Below are 19,649 nucleotides of genomic sequence, written 5' to 3' on the forward strand. Positions count from 1 at the left end.
ACAAGCCACCGTCGGGTTACAGGAAATGCGCAATGAATAGAAGAAGACCATGGCTAGCCATGCTTGTACTGGCATCGGCGATTGCGGGTTCACCTTCGCTCGCGGGCGCGCAAAGCCTCCAGGAAGCAGTCGAACAGGCGATAAGAACCAATCCCGAAGTACTCGCCACCACTCATCACCGACAGGCGGCAGACCAGGGCCTGAAGCAGGCGCAGGCCGGTTACTGGCCCCGCCTGGACGTCGACACGGCCATCGGCAGGGAACGGCGCGACGACGAAGAGACGCGCCTGCTCGGCTTGAATCGGACCAGCTTCACGCATAGCACCGCCAACGTGACGCTGTCGCAAATGCTGTTCGACGGCTTCGCGGTCAAAAGTGAAGTGGCGCGTCAAAGCGCTCGCATCGATTCCTCGGCCTATGGCGTAGCCACTACCGCGGAGGACGTGGCGTTGCGTGTGGTGGGCGCCTACCTTGAAGTTTTGCGCCGCAAGGAGACGACGGCCGCCGCCGAAGACAACATCGAATCCCACCTCCGGATCTACGATCAGATCAAGCTACGCAGCGACCGCGGCGTCGGACGCCGCGCCGATCTTTATCAAGCAGAAAGTCGTCTGGCTCTGGCCCGGGACAATTTGCGGTCCGAGCAAAGCAGCCTGAAAGATGCCGAGGTTGCCTACGCCCGTCTGGTGGGCATGCCGCCGGATGCTCTCGCCAAGCCGGTAGCACCGGAGAGCGAGTTGCCGCAAACCGAACGGCAAGCGCTGGACACGGCGTTGGCCAACCACCCTTCGCTCGCGGGCGCCGAGGCGGACGTCGCTCAAGCCCGGGCACAGTACGACGTCGCCAAGTCGGCTTTGTGGCCACGTCTTGATCTCGAGCTCAGCTCGACTCATGACCGGGAGGGCGTTCTCGGGCCAATCAACGATCGCCGCGTGATGCTGCGCCTTCGCTACAACATCTTCCAGGGCGGGGCTGATAAAGCACGAATCGGGGAGACGCATGCCCAGATCCGGGAAGCCGAAGAAGTGCGCAACCGTACGCGTCTCGAGATACAGGAAAGCGTCTCACTCGCGTTCAATGCGTACCTCACGGCACGCGATCGGGTAGTCGTGCTCAAGCAATACGTCGATTCCAGTGCGGCAACCAGGGAGGCGTATTTGTTGCAGTTCGGAATCGGGCAACGATCGCTGCTCGATTTGCTCAATGCGGAGAACGAGTATTACAGTGCACGCATTGCCTATGTTGGCGGCCAGTATGCGGAGGTGGCGAGCGCCTACCGCGTGTTCGCCGGCATGGGGCAGTTGCTGGGCATATTGCATATTGGGCTGCCGGCAGAGGCTTGGTCGTTACACAGCGCACAAATTCCGTTTGTACCGAACCGCTGACGTAGTAATAGCAAGAAAGCTGAGATGTTCAACAACACCGATCATCGGTTCATTCTCGACCTGGCCGCTCATACCCGCAACACTTAGGGCAGGCGATTTGATATTCGCAATACGGTTTTTCACGGCCGCTTAACATTGCTTGCCGAAATCGCCAGAATCCGGTCGACGCATCAACGGGTGCCGGGGACAGGTAGCGAAACGTAGCTTCGCCCACCACCCCGAAATCCGAGACACAGGAAATGAGGACGCGCGACCCCGTGAAAAACATCCCATGCGGCTCGCATTCCTCTTGGAAGACTGACCGTTGACGGGTCGCGAATGGCCCGGTCGGCTCGACCGTCTCCCACCGTTCGTTGTGCGGATCAGTCAATCGGAGAAACTGATTGCGCCCCGACCCGCATAGCTGGTTCGTCCTTTCTGCCCATCTCGCCCGGCGCCATGCCAGGCAGACCTCACCGGTGACGACATGACAGCGTCCGGACTGCTGTCGCCCCGTCAACTGACATCCGAGGAAGCCGAAGGGCGTCAGCGGCATCAGATCAGGTTTTGGCGAAGAAATCAAGCTGCCGGTGCTGGGCGAAGTTGATGCTCGCTGAGCGGTTTCTACCTAGTCTGTTCGATCAGATTGCTACTGTTGCGGTGACAGATTCGAAGAAGCACTGCGCGGATCTGGCGATGTTGGAAAAGGTCGACACGCCCGAGAGCTCCAAATCACCCGCAAAGACCAAACAGGCGGATGCGACTGAGGCCAATAGTGGCGTGGTGCAGGCCAAATCAGAAAGCGCGTTACTCGCGGAATGGAAGTCGTCAGACGCCATCCTTGCTTGGGCTCGGGTGCTGCCTTCCGTGGCGGACATCGATCTACGGCCGTAGGCATAAGACTGTGTACATGACTAGTAACAAGCAAGAAGTGATGGAAGTATTGAGGGGGCCGCAGCGTCAGCGGCGCTGGTCGATGGACGAGAAACTGGCGATGGTGCGGGAGAGCTTCGAGGCAGGAAAAGCCGCGTATCACACGCTATCTGTCGCCCGAGCTGTGGCTTGAGGTCAAAACCTGGATTCAGGCGGTGCCGAAAGAAACGGACCGCGAACGCGAGCATTACTCGCGCACGTGTTGGCTGTCACCCTGCTCTATCTGGATGGCTTACGGATCACTCAAGTGGGTGAAAACACGATGGGCCGATTCTTCCGCCGCCGGGTCGTAAACGGCGAAGATCTCTGGTGGCTGGACGTGCTGGGCAAAGGCGGCAAGGGAGCCGCTGGCGCCAGCCACCTTGGAGATGATGGCGGACCTCTCGACATACCGTCGCGAACGGGGACTACCGGCACTTCCATCTCAGGACGAAGACACGCCCCTGTTACTGCCGATCGGGCAGTCGCTCAAACCGTTGACGCGCGCCGCACTGCACCGCATCGTCAAGCAGGTTTTCGGCGGCACAGCCGACGCACTGCGTGCCCGTGGCGAAACGCATGCGCCACGAGCCGATCAACTGGAGCAGGCGTCAGCGCATTAGCTGAGGCACAGCGCAGGGTCGCATATCGCGGGCCAACAGGTCGACTTGCGGCTCGTGCGTGACAATCTCGGCCATGCGTCGCTCACGACCACCGGTCAGTATCTTCACGTGGACGGCGATCGTCGTCATCGTGAAACCGATGAAAAGCACCGCTTTGACTAGTAGTCCAGACGGCTGAAGTTCGGCATTTGCCGACGTTCGTTGTTACCTGGATTGCGGATGAATGTCCGCTTGCGGCCTGTTCCGCGTCAGGCAACAACCGTTAAGACACTATGACTTTCCGTGAGGCAGAGGCTGGCCCGCCGTGAGGAATCAGACGCGGGTTAGCATTTCTGCCAGAGCCGCATGGTGTGGACAGCGCCACACCTGGCGATTTCCGGCACGGAGGCCAGCATGGAAAACGATAGCACGGTGTATGTGGGACTGGATGTTCACGTGCGACCTGAAAGTCGCTTGAGTTTCTGTTTCACTGGAGAAGGTATGACCTGATGAAACCGGTTGTTCCATCAACCGTTCCCTACCCGGACATGCTGAGCCGGCAACAGCTTGGTGTGAAGCTCTGGGGACAACGTAGCCGCCGGATAACCGGTACGTCGAACCGCGAGGTGAGGCGGAATCTGCCAGCACGAAGGCGGAGAGGAGCAAGGGATGAGCGGGTACGACCAACATATGTGAACTTCCGATAAACGTCGTCACCAGTAGCAAGCCAAACGTGCTGACAGGCTTGGACCAAAACGGTACGCGGTGTGGAGTGGTCCTCGTGAACTGGGCCACCATGGACGACAAGCCGCCGGCGAATAGGAAGGGTCCGCCCCGCTCGGAAATTTATGCGGAACAGGGTAAGCCCATCGCGCTGCCGGCAACGGCAGGCGAACCGCAAGGAACGCTGTTGGCGCGGTGGGTAGAGGAGCGCGGAGAAAGCGAACGCCCGGCTGTAATGGACGGGATACGGGCTGAGACATTGCCCGACGCGAAAGCGGGCAAACTTCCGCGTGGTCATTCATGGCGAGATAACCTTGACAAATCGTTATACGGGGGGAAGCAGATGACGGCAATGGACGCGAAAGCGTTTGACGCTGGTGCGCCCTCGCGCGCTGCGCAGATGTGGGACCATGCAAACTGGTCGCACATCGAAGCAGAGGTGAAACGACTTCAGTTGCGTATTGCCAAGGCAGTTCGGGACGGCAGATGGGGCAAGGTGAAAGCACTGCAGCGTCTGCTAACCCGCTCGCATGGCGGCAAGATGCTCGCTGTCAAGCGTGTGACGGAGAATCGCGGCAAGAGAACGCCGGGGGTGGACGGCAGGATCTGGTCATCACCGGCGGCCAGATGGAAAGGAATGTTGTCGCTACGACATCGAGGCTATCGAGCGATGCCGCTGCGGCGTGTCTACATTCCCAAGAGTAACGGAAAGAAGCGTCCGTTAGGAATCCCATGTATGCGGTGCCGGGCGATGCAGGCCTTATGGAAGCTCGCTCTGGAACCCATCGCGGAGACCTTGGCAGACGCCAATTCCTACGGCTTTCGGCCCGAACGTTCGACCGCCGATGCCATCGAACAGTGCTTCAACGTTCTGGCCAAGCGTGCTTCGCCAGAATGGATTCTGGAGGGTGACATTCGAGGCTGTTTCGACAACTTCAGTCACTCCTGGTTACTGGAGAACATACCGATGGATAAGGAGGTTCTGCGCAAGTGGCTTCAGGCCGGATATATCGATGAGGGAACCCTGTTCGAGTCGCAGGCGGGTACACCCCAAGGGGGTGTCATCTCGCCTGTGATCGCGAATATGGCGTTGGATGGACTTGAAGCAGCAGTTCATACAAGTGTGGGAACATCCACACTTGTCCGCAGAAAGGCTCAGCTCAACGTCGTCCGCTATGCCGATGACTTTGTGGTGACTGGCGTGTCGAAAGATGTGCTGGAATCCCGGGTGCTTCCGGCAGTCAGGCAGTTCATGGCGGCTCGGGGTCTGGAGCTCTCGGAAGAGAAAACCCGGATCACGGACATAGCGGCGGGTTTCGATTTCCTCGGCCAGAACGTGCGCAAGTACGACGGCAAGCTGCTGATCAAGCCAGCGAGCAAGAGCATCAAGTCGCTGCTTGATAAGGTCAGGGGAATCATCAAGGACAACGCGAGCGCCACGCAGGAGGCGTTGATACGCCAGCTAAACCCTGTGATCCGGGGATGGGCCCAGTATCACCGTCACGTCGTGTCGAAAGTGACCTTCTCCTCAATCGACTCACACATCTGGCAACGGCTCTGGAAATGGGCGAAGCGTCGACACCCCATGAAAGGAGCCCGGTGGGTCAGACAACGGTACTTCCAGCGTGATGGATACCGGTTCTGGGATTTTGCGACAAAGGGTTCAACCGAGGGTGACACCTGCGGTCTGCAACTCTTCCGCGCAGCGACGGTTGTGATTCAGCGGCACGTCAAAATCCGGGGGCTGGCCAATCCGTTTGATCCGGCATGGGATACCTACTTTGTCCGCCGTCGAACCGCAAAACGCTCCGCCAGATTGCCCGGTGCCACACCATGGTGCTGAAGCAATGGCTTGAGCCGGATGCGGGGCGACCTGCACGTCCGGTTCTAAGGGGGCGGCGGCGCAGTGATGCGTCGCTGCTACCCGACAAGGAGTCGATCACGGTCGCCTATGCGCTCGGCGCGGGCGAGGTCGAACTGCCCGGCAAGACCGGTACGACGAAGACGGATATCGATCGCCTGTGCAAGCGTCTTCAATCGAAAGCGCGACACGTACGCGTCGTCTATGAGGCAGGGCCATGTGGCTACGGGCTTTACCGCCAACTGGTCCAGAAGGGATTCGACTGCATGGTGTGCGCACCGTCACTGATTCCAAGGAAACCCGGCGAGCGCGTCAAGACGGACCGGCGCGATGCGGTCAAGCTTGTGCGCTGCCTGCGGGCTGGGGACCTGTCAGCGGTGTGCGTGCCGACCGTCGAGGACGAGGCATTTCGCGACCTCGCCCGTGCATGGATGACGGCCAAAGACGATCTGAGGCAGGCGCGGCAGCGGCTCAAGTCGTTCCTGCTAGCACACGGTGTGCGCTATGCCGGTCACGCCGACTGGGGACCTGCTCACCGACGCTGGGTAAGCCAGTATGCGTTCGGCAGCGAATGGCAACAATTCGCGTTTGAGGAACTTCGGCGCACGATTGACGACCGGCTCGCACAATGCCAGCGTGTTGAAGGTGCCTTGCGTGAGGCAGTGACAAACTGGCGGTTCTATCCGGCAGTCCTGGGCCTGCAGGCCATGCGCGGTGTGCAGTTCACCACGGCCGTTGGAATGCTTGCCGAACTCGGAGATCTGTCGCGCTTTGAACATCCGCGTCAATTGATGGCGTGGCTCGGCGTCACCCCGTCAGAGCACTCATCGGGTGACAAGCGACGGCAGGGAAGCATCACCAAGACCGGCAATGGCTATGCGAGAAAGTTGCTCGTCGAGGCTGCCTGGAGTTACCGGCACCCGGCACGCGTAAGTCCCGACATTCAGCGTCGGCATGAAGGCATTCCGAAGGCCATCATCGATCGTGCCTGGGACGCGCAGGTTCGACTGTGTCGCCGATACCGGAGGCTCGCCGCGCGTGGTAAGCATGCCAACACCACGGTCGTGGCCGTCGCCCGTGAACTGTCAGGTTTCATCTGGGACATCGGGCGCCTGGCGATGTCGCTCGCGTTACCCAGTAACAGACCGACAACCTGATTACACCATGGCGATCACCCCATAGATCCACGAGTTTCCTGAAGGCGGCGTAGCCCGGCTACTCGAGTAACCCGCGGCACAACCCCCGCAACGGATATCACCCGGACTTGCGACTTAAGAATGCGGCAGGCTCATGAGACGGTCCACTGTAATGCGGTAACCAACCCGCGGATATCAGCATGATCCACCGTCGAGATTTACTGCTACGCCGCCCTCAGGAAATTCATTCGGGTAGGAGAGCGCTGGACACCTTACATTCCGATTGACATGGAAAGTCATATCGGGTTATTCGATGCCTGCCATCGGCTACAGGAATGTGACGGCGCCTCCGTGCGTGTTGGCGGGCGTCGAATAAGCCTCGATGGAGGAAACCGCGGAGTGCCCCGATGCGGTTGGAGCTTGGCGGCTATGGCGATTGATCGGTCAGGATGCCCAGTGGTGTTGATGGGTGGGCGGCCAGGCGGGATGCTGGATGCGCGCTGACGCGGTGATGAAGCGGTGCAGTGGCGCAATTGTGGTGGCGAAGCGGAGGTGCGAGGGACTGCGCGAAGCGACACGCGCAAACGTCCGCTCGTGGGCCGCGTTGCCGCAGAGCCGACGTTCGACAGGCAGATCGAGCAAGTGTTGCGCTCATGTCTGACTCCGGCGCATCGGCGGAGCGTGGATCGGGGCGCTGCGCGCGAGGATGTCGATGACGATCATCGGTGCGCCGCAGTGCCGGCAGATGAAGACGGGCCGGGTCTGGATGACGGTGTCATCGGGTGGCGGGCTGACCTCGGGTGCGACGTGCAGGAGGTCCCGCACCTTCGCGAGACTGGCGCGGCGCACGGGGTTGGCGAGCAGTCCGTAGTGACGGATGCGATGGAAGCCACCGGGCAGCACGTGGAGCAGGAAGCGGCGCATGAATTCGCCGGTTTCGAGGATCATGGTCTTGTAGCGGGTGCGTCCCTTTGCACGGTAGTCCTTCCAGCGGAACGTCACGCCGCGCTCATCGAAGGCGACCAGGCGCTGGTTGGAGATGGCGACGCGGTGCGTGTAGCGTGAGAGGTACTCAAGCACCGCTTGCGGTCCGGCGAACGGGCGCTTGGCGTAGACCACCCATTCGCAGGTACGTAGCGGCGCAAGCCATTGGGCAAAGGTGGCGGGATCAGCGAGCCCGGTGTACTCGCCGAAGAACTGCAACTGGCCGCGCCGGTGTGCGTCTGCGAGTGCTTCGAGGAAGCGGCGCCGGAACAGGCGCGAGAGCACGCGCACCGGCAGGAAGAAGCCAGGCCGGCACGCAATCCATCGCTCGCCATCGGGTGAGAGTCCGCCGCCGGGCACGATGCCATGCACGTGCGGGTGATGCGTGAGCGCCGAGCCCCAGGTATGCAGTACAAGCGTGGCACCGATCTGGGCGCCGAGGTGTTTGCGATCTGCGGCGATCGTGCGCAGTGTGTCGACGGCGATGTCGAACAGCAGTCCGTAGACAAGCCGCTTGTTGTACCAGGCGATCGCGCTGATTGGCGCGGGCAGCGTGAAGACGACGTGGAAGTACTCGACGGGTAGCAGATCGGCCTGGCGTGCCTCCAGCCAGCGGTGCGCGGCACTGGCCTGGCACTTCGGGCAGTGCCGGTCGCGACAGGAGTTGAAGGACACCTCTGTCGTTGCGCAGCCTGAACAGCGCAGCACATGTCCGCCCAGTGCCGCCGTGCGGCACCGTTCGATGGCCGACATGACCTTCAGCTGCCCCAGGCTCAGGCGTGTCGTGGCCCGCCACGCTGGCCCGTGACTGCGGAAGAAGTCCGCAACCTCCAGCATGAGACGCTACAGCGCGCGGGCCTACGCGGAGGGCAGACGGTCCAGCGGACTCGTGACCTCGTGCAGCAGGTCGGTGGCCACCTGGACGTAGAGCGCGGTGTTCTCGAGCTTCGCATGGCCGAGCAGCACCTGGATTGCGTATTTCGGACGAACGTGACCGGCCGTTTCGGGATGGTGACCGGCGATTTCGGCAACGTGACCGGTCATTTCGGGAACGTGACCGAGCGGACTGGAAGGCAGGATTGGCGTTGCGCATGACATCAACTACGCGGGCTATGCTCGCCGGCTTTTGCCGGAGAGAGCATGCCCGCGCACCGGATGAACATGCGCATGATCAAGGACGTTTTACGACTTAAATTCGACGGCGGCTTCTCACACGATCGGATCGCCGCGTCACTGGGTATATCCAAGGGCGTGGTCACGAAGTACATAGGACTGGCCGGTGCCGCCGGGCTGGACTGGGCAAGCGCCTGCGATATGGATGAAGGCGACCTTGAGCGGCGGCTCCTCGGCAAGCCCACGGGGCCAGCAGGCTACGCCCAGCCCGACTACGGACGCATCCACCAGGAGCTGCGTCGCAAGGGCATGACGCTGACGTTGCTGTGGGAGGAGTACCAGGCCGAGTTCGCGGACCGGCAGACCTACCGCTATACGCAGTTCTGCGAGCACTACAAGGCGTTCACGAAACGCCTGAAGCGCTCGATGCGTCAGATTCACCGCGCCGGCGAGAAACTGTTTGTCGACTTCGCCGGCCCCACGTTGCCGCTGACGACTGGACGCCGCGCGCACATCTTCGTGGCAGCCATGGGCGCATCGAGTTACACGTTCGCATGCGCGACGCCAGCCGAAACGATGGAGGACTGGCTGGGCGGCATCGCACGTGCGCTGACCTTCTATGGCGGCGTGCCGCAGCTGATCGTGCCGGATAACCCGCGCGCGATGATTGCCGATCCCGATCGCTATGAACCTCGCGCCGGCGACACCGTGCTGGACTTTGCGCGTCACTACGGCACGTCATTCCTTCCTGCACGTGTATATCGTCCGCAGGACAAACCGAAGGTAGAGGTTGCGGTCCAGGTCGTCGAACGCTGGATCATGGCGCGCCTGCGTCATCACCGGTTTGAGTCGGTCCACTCGGTCAATGAGGCGATCCGCCCGCTGCTCAAGAACCTGAATGAGAGGCCGTTCCAGAAGCTGCCGGGATGTCGCGCCAGCGCATTCGCCCAGCTGGACGCGCCGGCACTGCAGCCGCTGCCGGCACAGCCCTATGAGCTCGCGCGCTTCAAGACAGTGACGGTTCACATCGACTATCACGTCGAGATCAACAAACACCGCTACAGCGTGCCGCACGCGCTGGTCGGTCTCAAGCTCGATGCGCGCATCACGGCGGGCGCTGTCGAACTGCTGCATCGCGGTCGCCGTGTCGCCAGCCACGCACGCAACGAGCGCGCAGGCGGCTACACCACCGTCGTCGAGCACATGCCGGCGGCGCACCGCGCTCATCTGGAATGGACGCCGCAGCGGCTGATTCATTGGGGACAGCAGGTCGGCGCGGCAACCGGCGTGCTTGTTACCCGGCTGCTGCAGGAGCAACGCCATCCGGAACACGGCTATCGGGCGTGCCTCGGATTGCTCTCGCTCTCACGTCGCTATGGCCGCGAACGTCTCGAAGCCGCCTGTGCGCTAGCACTGGAGCTGGGCGTGCACCGTTACCGCCACGTGCGCGACATCCTGATCAACAACCGCGACCGCGCAGCAGTGGCAACGCCTGCCGACTGGATCAGCCCGAACCACGCGCATGTACGCGGCCCCGGCTACTACCAATAAAGGATACCCACCATGATGATGCAACAGACACTGACGCAACTGCGCACCCTGAAGCTGGACGGCTTCGCTGACGGCCTGGAAGAACAACTGACGCAGCCCGGTGCGGCCAGCCTGAGCTTCGAGGAACGCCTGTCACTGCTGGTCGACCGGGAAGCCAGCTGGCGTGATGATCGCCGTCGTACCCGACTGCTCAAGCAGGCGCGCCTCAAGTATCCGCAAGCCGCCATTGAAGATCTCGACACGCGCGCTGGCCGTGGCGTTGATCCGCGCTCACTCACGAGTCTCGCGCTCGGTGACTGGGTCCAAGCCGGCTACAGCCTGCTCATCAGCGGTCCAACCGGCGCTGGGAAATCGTGGCTCGCTTGCGCCCTAGCCCAATACGCTTGCCGGCGCGGGCATTCGGCCTTGTATCTGCGCGTGCCGCGACTTGGCGAGGAGCTTCGCGTTCTGCACGGCAATGGGGGCTTCACAAAATGGCTGCTGCAGGTCGCCCGCGTTGACGTGCTTCTACTCGACGATTGGGGAATGGCGCCCCTCGATGCGATGGTTCGAAACGATCTGCTCGAGATGATCGATGACCGCTCGGCGGGAAAGGCGACCATCATCACCAGCCAGTTACCGATTGAGCACTGGCATGGATGGATCGGCGACGAGACCATCGCCGACGCAATGCTCGACCGTCTCATGCAGCGTCATCACCGGATCACGCTCACCGGTGAATCCCTCAGAAAGGCATCCCTAAAACCCAACGTCCTGGAGCCCGAACTCGACCAGAACTAACAAGAAAATCTACAATCAACACCGCGCAACGCCCAACCCCGCCGGATCGGTCACGTTCCCGAAATCGGCGGTCACGTTCGCCGAAATACGCATGGATCACGCGGATGTCCACCTTCTGTTCAAGGAGGTGTGTCGCGAAGCTATGCCGCCGCGTGTGCATGGACACGCGCTTGTCGATGTTCGCAGCCTCGGCGGCGGCATGAATGGCACGGTTCAACTGTCGCGTGCTTAACTGATCGAGCGGATCGAGCCCCGGAAACAGCCACCCACCATCGGGCATCCTGCCCTGCGCACGGGCCACGCGCCACCACACACGCAGACGCTCGAGCAGCACCGGCGAGAGCATCGCGTAGCGGTCACGGCGACCCTTGCTCTGCTCGATGCGCAGCGTCATGCGTTCGCTGTCGACGTCGGTGACCTTCAGCGCGACCACTTCGCGGCGCGTAGCCCCGCCCCGTACGCGACCGACAGCGCGGTCTGGTGCTTCAGGTTGGCGGCCGCCTCGATGAGTCGCCGCACTTCATCGGGACTGAGCACGACGGGCAATATGCGGGGCACACGCACCGGTTGCATCCTGACCATCAGCTCGGGCCGGTCGAGCGTGACCGTGAAGAAGAACTTCAGGCCGGTGATCGCGTGGTTCAGCGACACGGCCGATGTGCCGTGGTCCACCAGATAGAGCTGGTAGCGGCGCAGGTCCTCGACGGTGGCCGTGTCAGGTGAGCGCCCGAGAAACCGGGCGAACTCAGGCACGATGTGCAGATAAATGTCCTGCGTCTTGGGGGCAAGCTGGCGCATACGCATGTCGTCGATCATGCGCTGGCGCAGTGGGCTGGCGTTTGCCGGTAAGGAGGTCATGATCCGGCTCCTGCTGAAGAACGAGGCGGATTGCCTCATTCGCCAACATAAAGCCGCGTGACCGGCCTCTGCCTGACCTCCAGCGCCGGACCGTAGCCCCTACCGCGCGAGCGGTTTAGTCCAACGGCCATCTGCGGTCGTTCGCTTGCACGTTGATTTGGACATCCCAGCGGCGGTTTCGCGCAGAGAGCGGCCCTTGGAGCAACGTGCGGCTCGAAAAACTGACCGGAGCCCCGGCATGGTAAATTCCGGCCACTTCGTCCATCCGGGGATGATTAACGCCAACATCTCCCGGCCTGGGTGTTGAGCGCTGCAACTGCGGTGAGTTAGATGGCGAGCGACTCAGGCGGCCGGGAAGACCTACGAGCGCGCGCCGCAAGGCCGCCATTCGAGGGGCCCGCACTCGTCTACGACGAGGCGCGCGTATGTATATCCAGAAATCCGTTCTTATGGTTCATTCATTCTGCACCCAACGCCTCGTTCGCGCCATTTCGCCGATTACCCGTTGCAGATCAATACGTGACGGTTACCGCTAACACATCGCGATAGGTGTTGTAAGGGGTTTTCCCCGGATTGGCGTTACAGGCCGGGAGCGATTCCGCTGGCCGGCGGTCTATCTGCAACGGGCACTTCCGCGTTCCCCCTGGGCGCGCCGGCAGAATCGCCAGCAACATCAGACATACCGAATAAGCCTCCAGGTAACTACCTTTCCATCATGACGAGGCATGCTATTGCCTTCGACAATAGGGGTTTTAGTTGAAGGCATGTCGATTGATCTCCAGACACCGCTTTCCGGGCACTTCCCCCCCGTTTTTGCAGTGATTCCAATAGGTTTTTTACTCATTAGTGTTCCTTGGTACGTGGTCGAATGAACCAACTACATGGAAGCGACTCCGCGTTGTTGCTCGACATCCATCATTGCGGAAACAACACAACCTGGTTATGGAAATGACCGGTGTACCCTGAACGCCACCGATTAGGTCGCGTCTCATCCAGGGTCTGGACAGGGTCGATCTGCGGCCCTTCCCGCCTGTTCGTGTTTCTCAGCCACCATCGCGCTCATCAGCAACGCCCGGGGCAATGATCTGAAGCGCCAGGCGGCGCTGCTCTGCTTCTGCACCGGGAAATACCTCGCTCACCAGGCTGAGAAGATCGGTTGCGTTTTGTGACATGGTTTGCTCCCCCTGTTCGTGTTAGCCGCCGAATCCGGCTGGGCCGGGTTCCCGTCACGCGATCAGCCTTGAGCATTCCGTCGGCCAACACTACAGCGCGAAATAATGTTCCCTGCGGAAAGCCGCAGGGTATTGCTGCATAGAACCTCGCACACGGCACGGCTCTGCTCTGTGCGCGGCTGCACACTTGGGCTCTTTTAAACGAAGAAATTGATTTTCACGGCCGGAGGCATTCCGGCTGGCTACCGCCCGAATCCCGTTGTTGCCCTGACTCGCGGCTGGTCGTGCAAACCGCGGTTTTCACGACCAGCATGCTGCAGACCATTAGAACGCGTCGTGGTGCCCGACACCTTCGCGTTGCCGCCCCCCGGGCAGCGCGCGCTCGAACTTCTATGTCTCTAAGCGAACGGAAGAATCCGCTCCTATCATACGAGACGTCCATCGCGACCGGCTCAGTTCGTTCACCGGCCATGAGCAAGGCCGCCGTACCAGGCAAGTCAATGAAGACGCCAGTCTTGACTGGCAGCTTTCCGAGGTGAGACTGCCCTTGCGTCGTTAGTGGAACTGGTAGCAGCGCGGCACCTTGACGACCGTAAGCGAATTGCCGCAAAGCCTGGCGCCGTCAAAAATTGATGTTGCGCTGCAGCGAAAACCGGCCTATAACCATCCTATTGGATGGTCGTAGGATGGAGATATGGAAAAAACCGCCGCACGCAGCACGAGTCGTCCGAAAGGCGGCGAATCGGAAAAGATCACAATCAACCTCGGTCCCGTCGACCTTGGCCAAATCGATCTGCTCGTGGAAGAAGGCTTCTATTCGAACCGGACTGACCTGATCCGAACCGCTATTCGCAATCAACTTGCGCTTCACGCACAGGTCGTTCAGGAAACGGTGACGCGCCGTGCGCTTGTACTCGGGCTGCAGCATTTTTCGCGGCAGGATCTCGAGGCGGTTCGTGCCGCCCATCAGCGTCTCACCATTCAGGTGCTGGGACTGGCCAGCATTGCTGGCGACGTCACCCCGGAACTCGCGCTCGCGACCATCGAAAGCGTCGTGGTGCTGGGAGCCTTGCACGCATCGGCTGCCGTCAAGGCGGCGCTCGCTGACAGAATCCGCTAGCTGCGCGACGCCCGATACCCGACCTGCTAACGGACAAATACGATGAAACTCGATGAAGGTTTTCTGAACTCGATACGCGAAGCAATGAGGTTGTTGCGCACCCGCGGCCCCGCCGAAGCTACAGAAGCGATACAACGTACCCTGCGAGGGGAGACCGATGGCGTAGTCAACAGAACGACGTCCTGGGACGCAACGCCGGAAGCCGCCACCGTTCTATTCGAGGCGCCGACGATACGGGAAGCCGAAACGCTCGACGCGCGAGAAGCCCGCATTGACGTCGAGGACCGGGGACATTTCAGCACGCATGCGCATTCGAATGCCGCGGGTCGCCGCCAATATCGACTGTATGTGCCCGCAGGGGACCACGGCGAGCCGCTGCCATTAATCGTGATGCTGCACGGCTGCACACAGAACGCCGATGATTTCGCGGCAGGCACAAATATGAATGTACTGGCTGAGCGGCATCGATTTCTTATCGCATATCCGGAGCAGTCGCAGCAGGCCAATCCGTCGAAGTGCTGGAACTGGTTCAAACCAGACGATCAGCGTTGCGAACGCGGTGAGCCGTCATTGATCGCAGGCATAACACGCGAAATTGTCGCAGCCTATAACGTCGATCCCGCGCGCGTGTACGTTGCGGGCCTGTCCGCCGGTGGCGCAATGGCGGCGATCATGATCAGCTCGTATCCCGAACTCTATGCGGCGGCGGGTGTGCATTCTGGCATTCCGGCAGGATGCGCACACGATCTTCCCTCTGCGCTCGCGGCGATGAAGGGCGGCAGGCGTCCCAGACAGGCACGGTATGCCATGCACGATACCGCTTCATTACCGAAACGGCCCGTCATCGTCTTTCATGGCGACGCGGACGCCACAGTTCACATACGGAATGCCACGCAGCTTGTTCAGGGCTTCGACGCACGACCGCCTGAAGGCCGCGAACAGCGCCGGACCCATGAGGGCCGACGTGCCTATACCGTCTCCCGGCTGGTTTCCGCGGACGGTGTCGATGCCGAACTGTGGACTATTCACGGGGCACCGCACGCGTGGGCAGGCGGCAATCCGCGGGGCAGCTTCACCGACCCCACCGGTCCGGACGCGAGTGCCGAAATGCTGCGATTCTTTCTTGAGCATCCGCAGAGGCGATAACGCGGTCTGCGTGATGGCCCCGTCTGTGATTGCTACCGCCTGGAATGCCGGGCAAGCCTGTTCGTGAAAGGGTAACGTTGCAGCCTGATCGATGACTCACTGCGGGGACGCAGGTCAGCATGTGGGCGATGTCTCGCTTGGGCGCCCGTTCGCGGTTCGCGTTGAGACATTCAAGTCGGTCCGCTGAACGTCACAACGGGTCGGGTCGGGAAGTTCGAAGTTCGACCACGTCCACCGCCGTTCGGACTGACGGCGTTCTTCCGGGTTCGTCGATTAACGGCTCTTCCAAAATCCGGCGACGTGGCGTTTTACCCGCGCAGTACCGCGGCTGTGACAGATACAGGCGAAGACCTGCATAACCAATAGGACGCGACAGCCCCCTTTTTCGCTCGGACGCTGCCTTTAACGCGATACGCCCTGCAATCGGCTGGGTGATGCAGGCTCAGGGCATGACGCAGGAAGCCGTCAAGCTCGCGCCGGCACTCGGACGCCGGGTACCGCGGTACCCGACATTGCGTAGGTGATAGCGATGCGCGGCTCGCGCGCAAGCACGGAAACGATGCCCTGCATGAGCAGGTCGTCCCGGCGATGCCCGCACGACGCAAGCTTTCCCTTTCACCACGTCAAGATTTAGTTTGCTTTTCGACGGCCTTGAGCGCATGGTGAAAAGATCCAGATGTACCTGACCGCCCTTTTTCGCATCCGGACAGATATCGGTTCATGACGGTCAGTATCGCTTAGGGAGCGCGCCATCATGACCATCCCCACCATCGAATACAGAGGGTACGAGCTGCGTGCGTACTCTCACCAGGTATTCCCCCTGCATCGTGATCCGTATGCCAAAGGAGCAAGGCAGTTCTCATCGTTCGTACGGATCGACACCATTCCGTCCAGCGAAGTCAAGGCTCGGCGCTATGCAACGTTGTTCGACGCGGTAAGTCCCGCCACCGTGGGCGCCGCCATCGACCTCGCGATGCAATACGGCAAAGACATCGTCGATGGCAAGGTTGAGGCGACCGAACTATGACATACCGAATGCGAGTCAGCCCGGAACCGAGGGGAGCAGGTCATGCAATATCCGCTTTATGTGCACCGTGATGGAGTTGCCGGCTTCCGCGCCAGTTTTCCCGATCTTCCCCGAGCAGTTGCGCGCGGCCATTCGTTCGATGAACTGAAACGCAACGCGCAAGCCGTTGTCGAACTGATGTATGACCGCAGCGAGCAACTCATACCCGCTCCCACCTGCAGTACATCGGAATTGCAATCGCTCGACATGGACGATGGGCAAGGAATCTGGATGTTCATCGAGATCAATCTGACGCGGGTTACCTCGAAAGCCGTGAGCGTTCAATTCAGTCTGCCCGAGAGTCTGCTGCAGAGAGTAGATGCTGCAACAAAAGAGCGACACTCGACGCGCTCTACGTTCTTTACGCTGGCTGCTGTACACGAACTTGGAAACCGGGGTGAAGGGCAGTTGTCCTAGACGCCGGTTTTCCGGTGGGTGTTCGCGGACGGCTTACATCGCGCGCCACGACCGCGTCAGCATTCGAAACCCGACCTTACGATGTGTCGCGTCGTCCCGGTTATCGGGGGCGACGCCAACCGCCCGTTGGCGAACCAGTTTTTTCCATAGCAGGAGTGCATCATGATTGATGACCAGGTAAATGCCGAAGAACTGGCAGAAAGCAGGAAACAGAGAGAGGCCGCGGCGAATGCGACGGATGATGGCATGCCGGTGGCCCCCGAAGATGAAAAGCGGGTCGTCGACGGGACTCAATACAGAGGGCCGAAGCAATGGGTCAGGCACGCAAGGAAATTGCTGGATGCTGGAAGCGGCTTTATGCGACCTTGAACGTCGGCGACTCATTAGGAAAATACTGTTCCGCCGTGAGCGGCGGAAGTGGAAGAACCGGCGAAGCGTCGGTTTTTTTGCGGTGGCGCGGCATCGTCCCGGTAGGAGGACCATAACGGGGCTCTGACGTCAGATCTGCTGGCGCAGGGATGACAAGAACGGGTACGGTGCCATACCGCGATCCAGGCGAGGCAGCATGGATTTCGACGTGAAGCCGCGCGCGTGAAGCGATCAATGGCTCGTGTGACAAGGTCGGGTCGCCCCACACCCTGTACGGTAGCGCGCAGACATGTCTGCCCGGCCGATACAGAGCTGATCCGTGACACCGAATCACCTTTGCAAGGATCCTGATGGCGCGCTACCAATTCGAAGGAGATCTGACGCATCTCGAACGGATCATTCCGTTACTTGTGCACGGAAATCCCATCGCGCTAGCGTACTGGCGGCGTCGCGTTTCGTCGCTATCGCCGCAGCAGAGTCTGCTTCCCGACGGAACCAGGCGCGTAACCCGACTGCTTAACGTATTCGATGAAGTCGAGCGCGCATTGATATCAGGCAAGGCCACCGCGCGACGGTCACCGGGATGAACCGCGACGAGTTTACGTCTCAGTCACAGGGTCTTCAAATCCGGCAACAGGCGCTCGACTTCCCGCTTCATTACGGTGCAGCACACAGACATGCCTGGGGTAGCGGGAGGCTGCGGTGACGCCTCTCAAGACCGCGTAGACGGGTGGGTCCAATGGTGCCGGAGTGGCGGGAATGGGGCCTGCTCACGATGGCGGGCGAAGAGAATTTCCGCCTGCATCGCATCGACGAGGCCCTATCACTCCTTTCCCCCACCGTTGATCCCGCTTCCACTTCGCCATACCTGCTTTCCCCGCTCGGAGAGCTCGCCGCAACTATGCTCCGCGTCGGCCTCCGTTCCTTCTATCGCCATTTCACCGCCGGCCTGTTCCTGTGCCTTTTGCTTCTGCCTGTGCCGCGCTGCCATGGCTTCATCGTGCGACCTGCCTGCGTAATTCATGGTCATTTCGCCAACACCTCCAAAAAGTAGTCTTTGCAACCTGCCAATCTGCCCAGCGCGTGTCATTTCTGGAGCGACAATCCCAATTGCTTGCGTAGCCTGTCCAATACATGGTGTTCACCCATCCAACGGATCTCCCGCTTGCGCAGAAGGCTGCGCCTGTACCGCTGCAGCGACACGCCGAACATCAGCGCCAGCCCGACCGCGATTCCCCACATTGCGTACGTCATATCATCCTTTTCAATCTGTTCTCGCTTTACATCAGGCGACAGACCGCACGATAGAGAAATAGCACGCGCGCGCCCCAGCGTTTCCAAAAATAATGTTGAATCACTCAGTGCTTATGGCGCAGCCAGTCCTTGATCGGATGCGCGTCTAGCCAACGGGTAACCGGCTCGTCCTTGTGTTCTCGCCTGTATCGTGCCGCTGCGAATATCGCGACGCATAGCAGCACCACGATCCCCACTACAAAACTGATCATTGACTGACTCATGGCAACCCCCTTTGAGGTCAAACGCATGCTTATATTTTAGGTGACCAGAGAAATAGCAGGAGCCATCTTCATTCAACGCTCCTTGTTTCGCGCGAACCTCGCAGCTGCATAGTGCGAGACAGGCTTTCTCGACCGTCGCCGTCAGGCGAACTCGCCCGCATCTCTTGTGGCGGCCGCTGGCGCGAGATCCACGTCAGAAACAATCTGGAGACGGTGGCGAGCCGGCACATGCCCGGGCGCTGCACCATCCGGGCCAGCGCGGATCTTCGGTACGAGTCTTATTGCAGGCGGGACGTTGGCCAACTACGACGTCGAATCCATGCTCGCTTCGCAATCCCGCCGGAACGATGGCACGAACGACCGCTGCGCCTCGGACGCTGCCGTTGAGCTGGCGCCTGGACGAAAGGCCGTTCGGGCCACCTTGCTCTTAAATGCAGCACAGGCGATGGTGGCACCCCTGATCGCCGTCACAAGCCAAGCGGCGTCGCCCCCTTTAAAGGTGTATAGGGCGCTCCACGAAGCCGGGAATTGACAGATCAGGAAACATTCTCGCGACAGGGCTGTAGCTCATGAAATCAAATACCGGTTCTGTGGCCCGGCGACATACTGCTTGTTTGCGATTTCGAGAACCTTTTCACGAAGCTCGTCAAAGGCGCCAAGCACCGAGCGCTCGTCGGATCCAACGCCAGGCTGCAGATTTCTGAGCATCGCGTCGTCGACCATGAAGGTGATTTCCCGCGAATTGTCGTACCCCCAGAAACACACGCAATGTCGGGAGGCATCGTAGCTACGGCTGGGGTTGGGAAATTGAAGCAACGCGATCAGTTTTTCTCGTGCACGGCCGAGTAGCGCCACTTAGTGGCGTTGGAGTCGATCGTGGCGTAACTGGCGCGTCTTTTCTCTGCTCTCAGAGCATCCGCTGCGTCGAGTATATGAGCACGCGTCCTGCATTCGACGG

18 protein-coding genes and 2 pseudogenes are annotated in these 19,649 nt (G+C 60.6%); 13 read left to right on the forward strand and 7 right to left on the reverse strand.

Annotation, left to right across the window (positions count from 1 at the left end; translation table 11 throughout):
- The first annotated feature begins 32 nt into the window (after positions 1-32).
- The 6 genes and pseudogenes from CUJ90_RS19950 (at position 33) to CUJ90_RS19975 (ending at position 6,619) form a co-directional block, all read left to right on the forward strand.
- Positions 33-1,385: a TolC family outer membrane protein gene (locus tag CUJ90_RS19950; RefSeq protein ID WP_114163759.1), complete on the forward strand. Its 1,353-nt coding sequence runs from the start codon at positions 33-35 to the stop codon at positions 1,383-1,385.
- Between the two features lie 546 nt (positions 1,386-1,931).
- Positions 1,932-2,258 carry a hypothetical protein gene (locus CUJ90_RS19955; protein WP_152035366.1) on the forward strand — a complete coding sequence of 109 codons (327 nt, stop codon included), beginning with the start codon at positions 1,932-1,934 and terminating at the stop codon, positions 2,256-2,258.
- 16 nt (positions 2,259-2,274) lie between these two features.
- The gene (locus tag CUJ90_RS32675; protein ID WP_161553709.1) at positions 2,275-2,430 is read left to right on the forward strand and encodes a hypothetical protein; all 156 of its coding nucleotides are present in this window, start codon (positions 2,275-2,277) and stop codon (positions 2,428-2,430) included.
- Positions 2,378-3,061: pseudogene (locus CUJ90_RS19960) on the forward strand (tyrosine-type recombinase/integrase); the annotation flags it as partial. The gene CUJ90_RS32675 and the pseudogene CUJ90_RS19960, both read left to right, overlap by 53 nt.
- 598 nt (positions 3,062-3,659) lie before the next feature.
- Entirely contained in the window at positions 3,660-5,444 is a 1,785-nt protein-coding gene (ltrA, locus tag CUJ90_RS19970) for a group II intron reverse transcriptase/maturase (RefSeq protein WP_227470939.1), read from the forward strand.
- On the forward strand, positions 5,435-6,619 hold the full coding sequence (locus tag CUJ90_RS19975; protein ID WP_244220097.1) for an IS110 family RNA-guided transposase: 1,185 nt from the start codon (positions 5,435-5,437) through the stop codon (positions 6,617-6,619). Before ltrA ends, CUJ90_RS19975 begins: the two co-directional genes overlap by 10 nt.
- 630 nt (positions 6,620-7,249) lie before the next feature.
- Here CUJ90_RS19975 and CUJ90_RS19980 read toward each other — a convergent pair.
- Positions 7,250-8,419, reverse strand: coding sequence for an IS91 family transposase (locus CUJ90_RS19980; protein WP_114163762.1), 1,170 nt, complete (start codon positions 8,417-8,419; stop codon positions 7,250-7,252).
- 21 nt (positions 8,420-8,440) lie between these two features.
- Entirely contained in the window at positions 8,441-8,626 is a 186-nt protein-coding gene (locus CUJ90_RS33830; protein ID WP_479724650.1) for a hypothetical protein, read from the reverse strand.
- 96 nt (positions 8,627-8,722) lie between these two features.
- Between CUJ90_RS33830 and istA the strand changes: the two genes are divergently transcribed.
- Positions 8,723-10,246: an IS21 family transposase gene (gene istA, locus CUJ90_RS19990; RefSeq protein WP_114162721.1), complete on the forward strand. Its 1,524-nt coding sequence runs from the start codon at positions 8,723-8,725 to the stop codon at positions 10,244-10,246.
- Between the two features lie 12 nt (positions 10,247-10,258).
- The gene (gene istB, locus CUJ90_RS19995) at positions 10,259-11,026 is read left to right on the forward strand and encodes an IS21-like element helper ATPase IstB (RefSeq protein WP_114162720.1); all 768 of its coding nucleotides are present in this window, start codon (positions 10,259-10,261) and stop codon (positions 11,024-11,026) included.
- Here the strand turns inward: istB and CUJ90_RS20000 are convergent.
- Together CUJ90_RS20000 and CUJ90_RS33610 are read right to left on the reverse strand one after the other, a co-directional pair.
- Positions 10,971-11,884 (reverse strand): annotated as a pseudogene (locus tag CUJ90_RS20000) (site-specific integrase). The gene istB and the pseudogene CUJ90_RS20000 sit on opposite strands and share 56 nt — an antisense overlap.
- Before the next feature lie 1,043 nt (positions 11,885-12,927).
- A complete protein-coding gene (locus tag CUJ90_RS33610; RefSeq protein ID WP_257020638.1) occupies positions 12,928-13,056 on the reverse strand; it encodes a hypothetical protein in 129 nt (42 codons plus the stop codon).
- Positions 13,057-13,750: 694 nt separating this feature from the next.
- Here CUJ90_RS33610 and CUJ90_RS20005 point away from each other — a divergent pair.
- The 5 genes from CUJ90_RS20005 (at position 13,751) to CUJ90_RS20025 (ending at position 17,174) form a co-directional block, all read left to right on the forward strand.
- A complete protein-coding gene (locus CUJ90_RS20005; protein ID WP_114163764.1) occupies positions 13,751-14,176 on the forward strand; it encodes a CopG family transcriptional regulator in 426 nt (141 codons plus the stop codon).
- A 42-nt stretch (positions 14,177-14,218) separates the two neighbouring features.
- On the forward strand, positions 14,219-15,322 hold the full coding sequence (locus CUJ90_RS20010) for an extracellular catalytic domain type 1 short-chain-length polyhydroxyalkanoate depolymerase (protein WP_114163765.1): 1,104 nt from the start codon (positions 14,219-14,221) through the stop codon (positions 15,320-15,322).
- 754 nt (positions 15,323-16,076) lie between these two features.
- Positions 16,077-16,349 (forward strand): hypothetical protein, encoded by a 273-nt coding sequence (locus CUJ90_RS20015; protein ID WP_114163766.1) that lies wholly within the window; start codon positions 16,077-16,079, stop codon positions 16,347-16,349.
- A 42-nt stretch (positions 16,350-16,391) separates the two neighbouring features.
- Complete coding sequence (locus CUJ90_RS20020) at positions 16,392-16,805, forward strand: type II toxin-antitoxin system HicB family antitoxin (RefSeq protein ID WP_114163767.1); 414 nt, start codon at positions 16,392-16,394, stop codon at positions 16,803-16,805.
- A gap of 162 nt (positions 16,806-16,967) precedes the next feature.
- Entirely contained in the window at positions 16,968-17,174 is a 207-nt protein-coding gene (locus tag CUJ90_RS20025; protein ID WP_114163768.1) for a hypothetical protein, read from the forward strand.
- An 823-nt stretch (positions 17,175-17,997) separates the two neighbouring features.
- Here CUJ90_RS20025 and CUJ90_RS33305 read toward each other — a convergent pair.
- The 3 genes from CUJ90_RS33305 to CUJ90_RS20045 form a co-directional block, all read right to left on the reverse strand.
- A complete protein-coding gene (locus CUJ90_RS33305; protein ID WP_114163770.1) occupies positions 17,998-18,204 on the reverse strand; it encodes a hypothetical protein in 207 nt (68 codons plus the stop codon).
- Positions 18,205-18,260: 56 nt separating this feature from the next.
- The gene (locus tag CUJ90_RS32875; protein WP_167363317.1) at positions 18,261-18,428 is read right to left on the reverse strand and encodes a hypothetical protein; all 168 of its coding nucleotides are present in this window, start codon (positions 18,426-18,428) and stop codon (positions 18,261-18,263) included.
- An 830-nt stretch (positions 18,429-19,258) separates the two neighbouring features.
- On the reverse strand, positions 19,259-19,546 hold the full coding sequence (locus CUJ90_RS20045; RefSeq protein WP_114163771.1) for a DUF1488 family protein: 288 nt from the start codon (positions 19,544-19,546) through the stop codon (positions 19,259-19,261).
- Positions 19,547-19,649: the final 103 nt, after the last annotated feature.

Origin of the sequence: Paraburkholderia terricola, from assembly GCF_003330825.1 — a bacterium.
In the GTDB taxonomy this organism is placed as follows: Bacteria; Pseudomonadota; Gammaproteobacteria; order Burkholderiales; family Burkholderiaceae; genus Paraburkholderia; species Paraburkholderia terricola.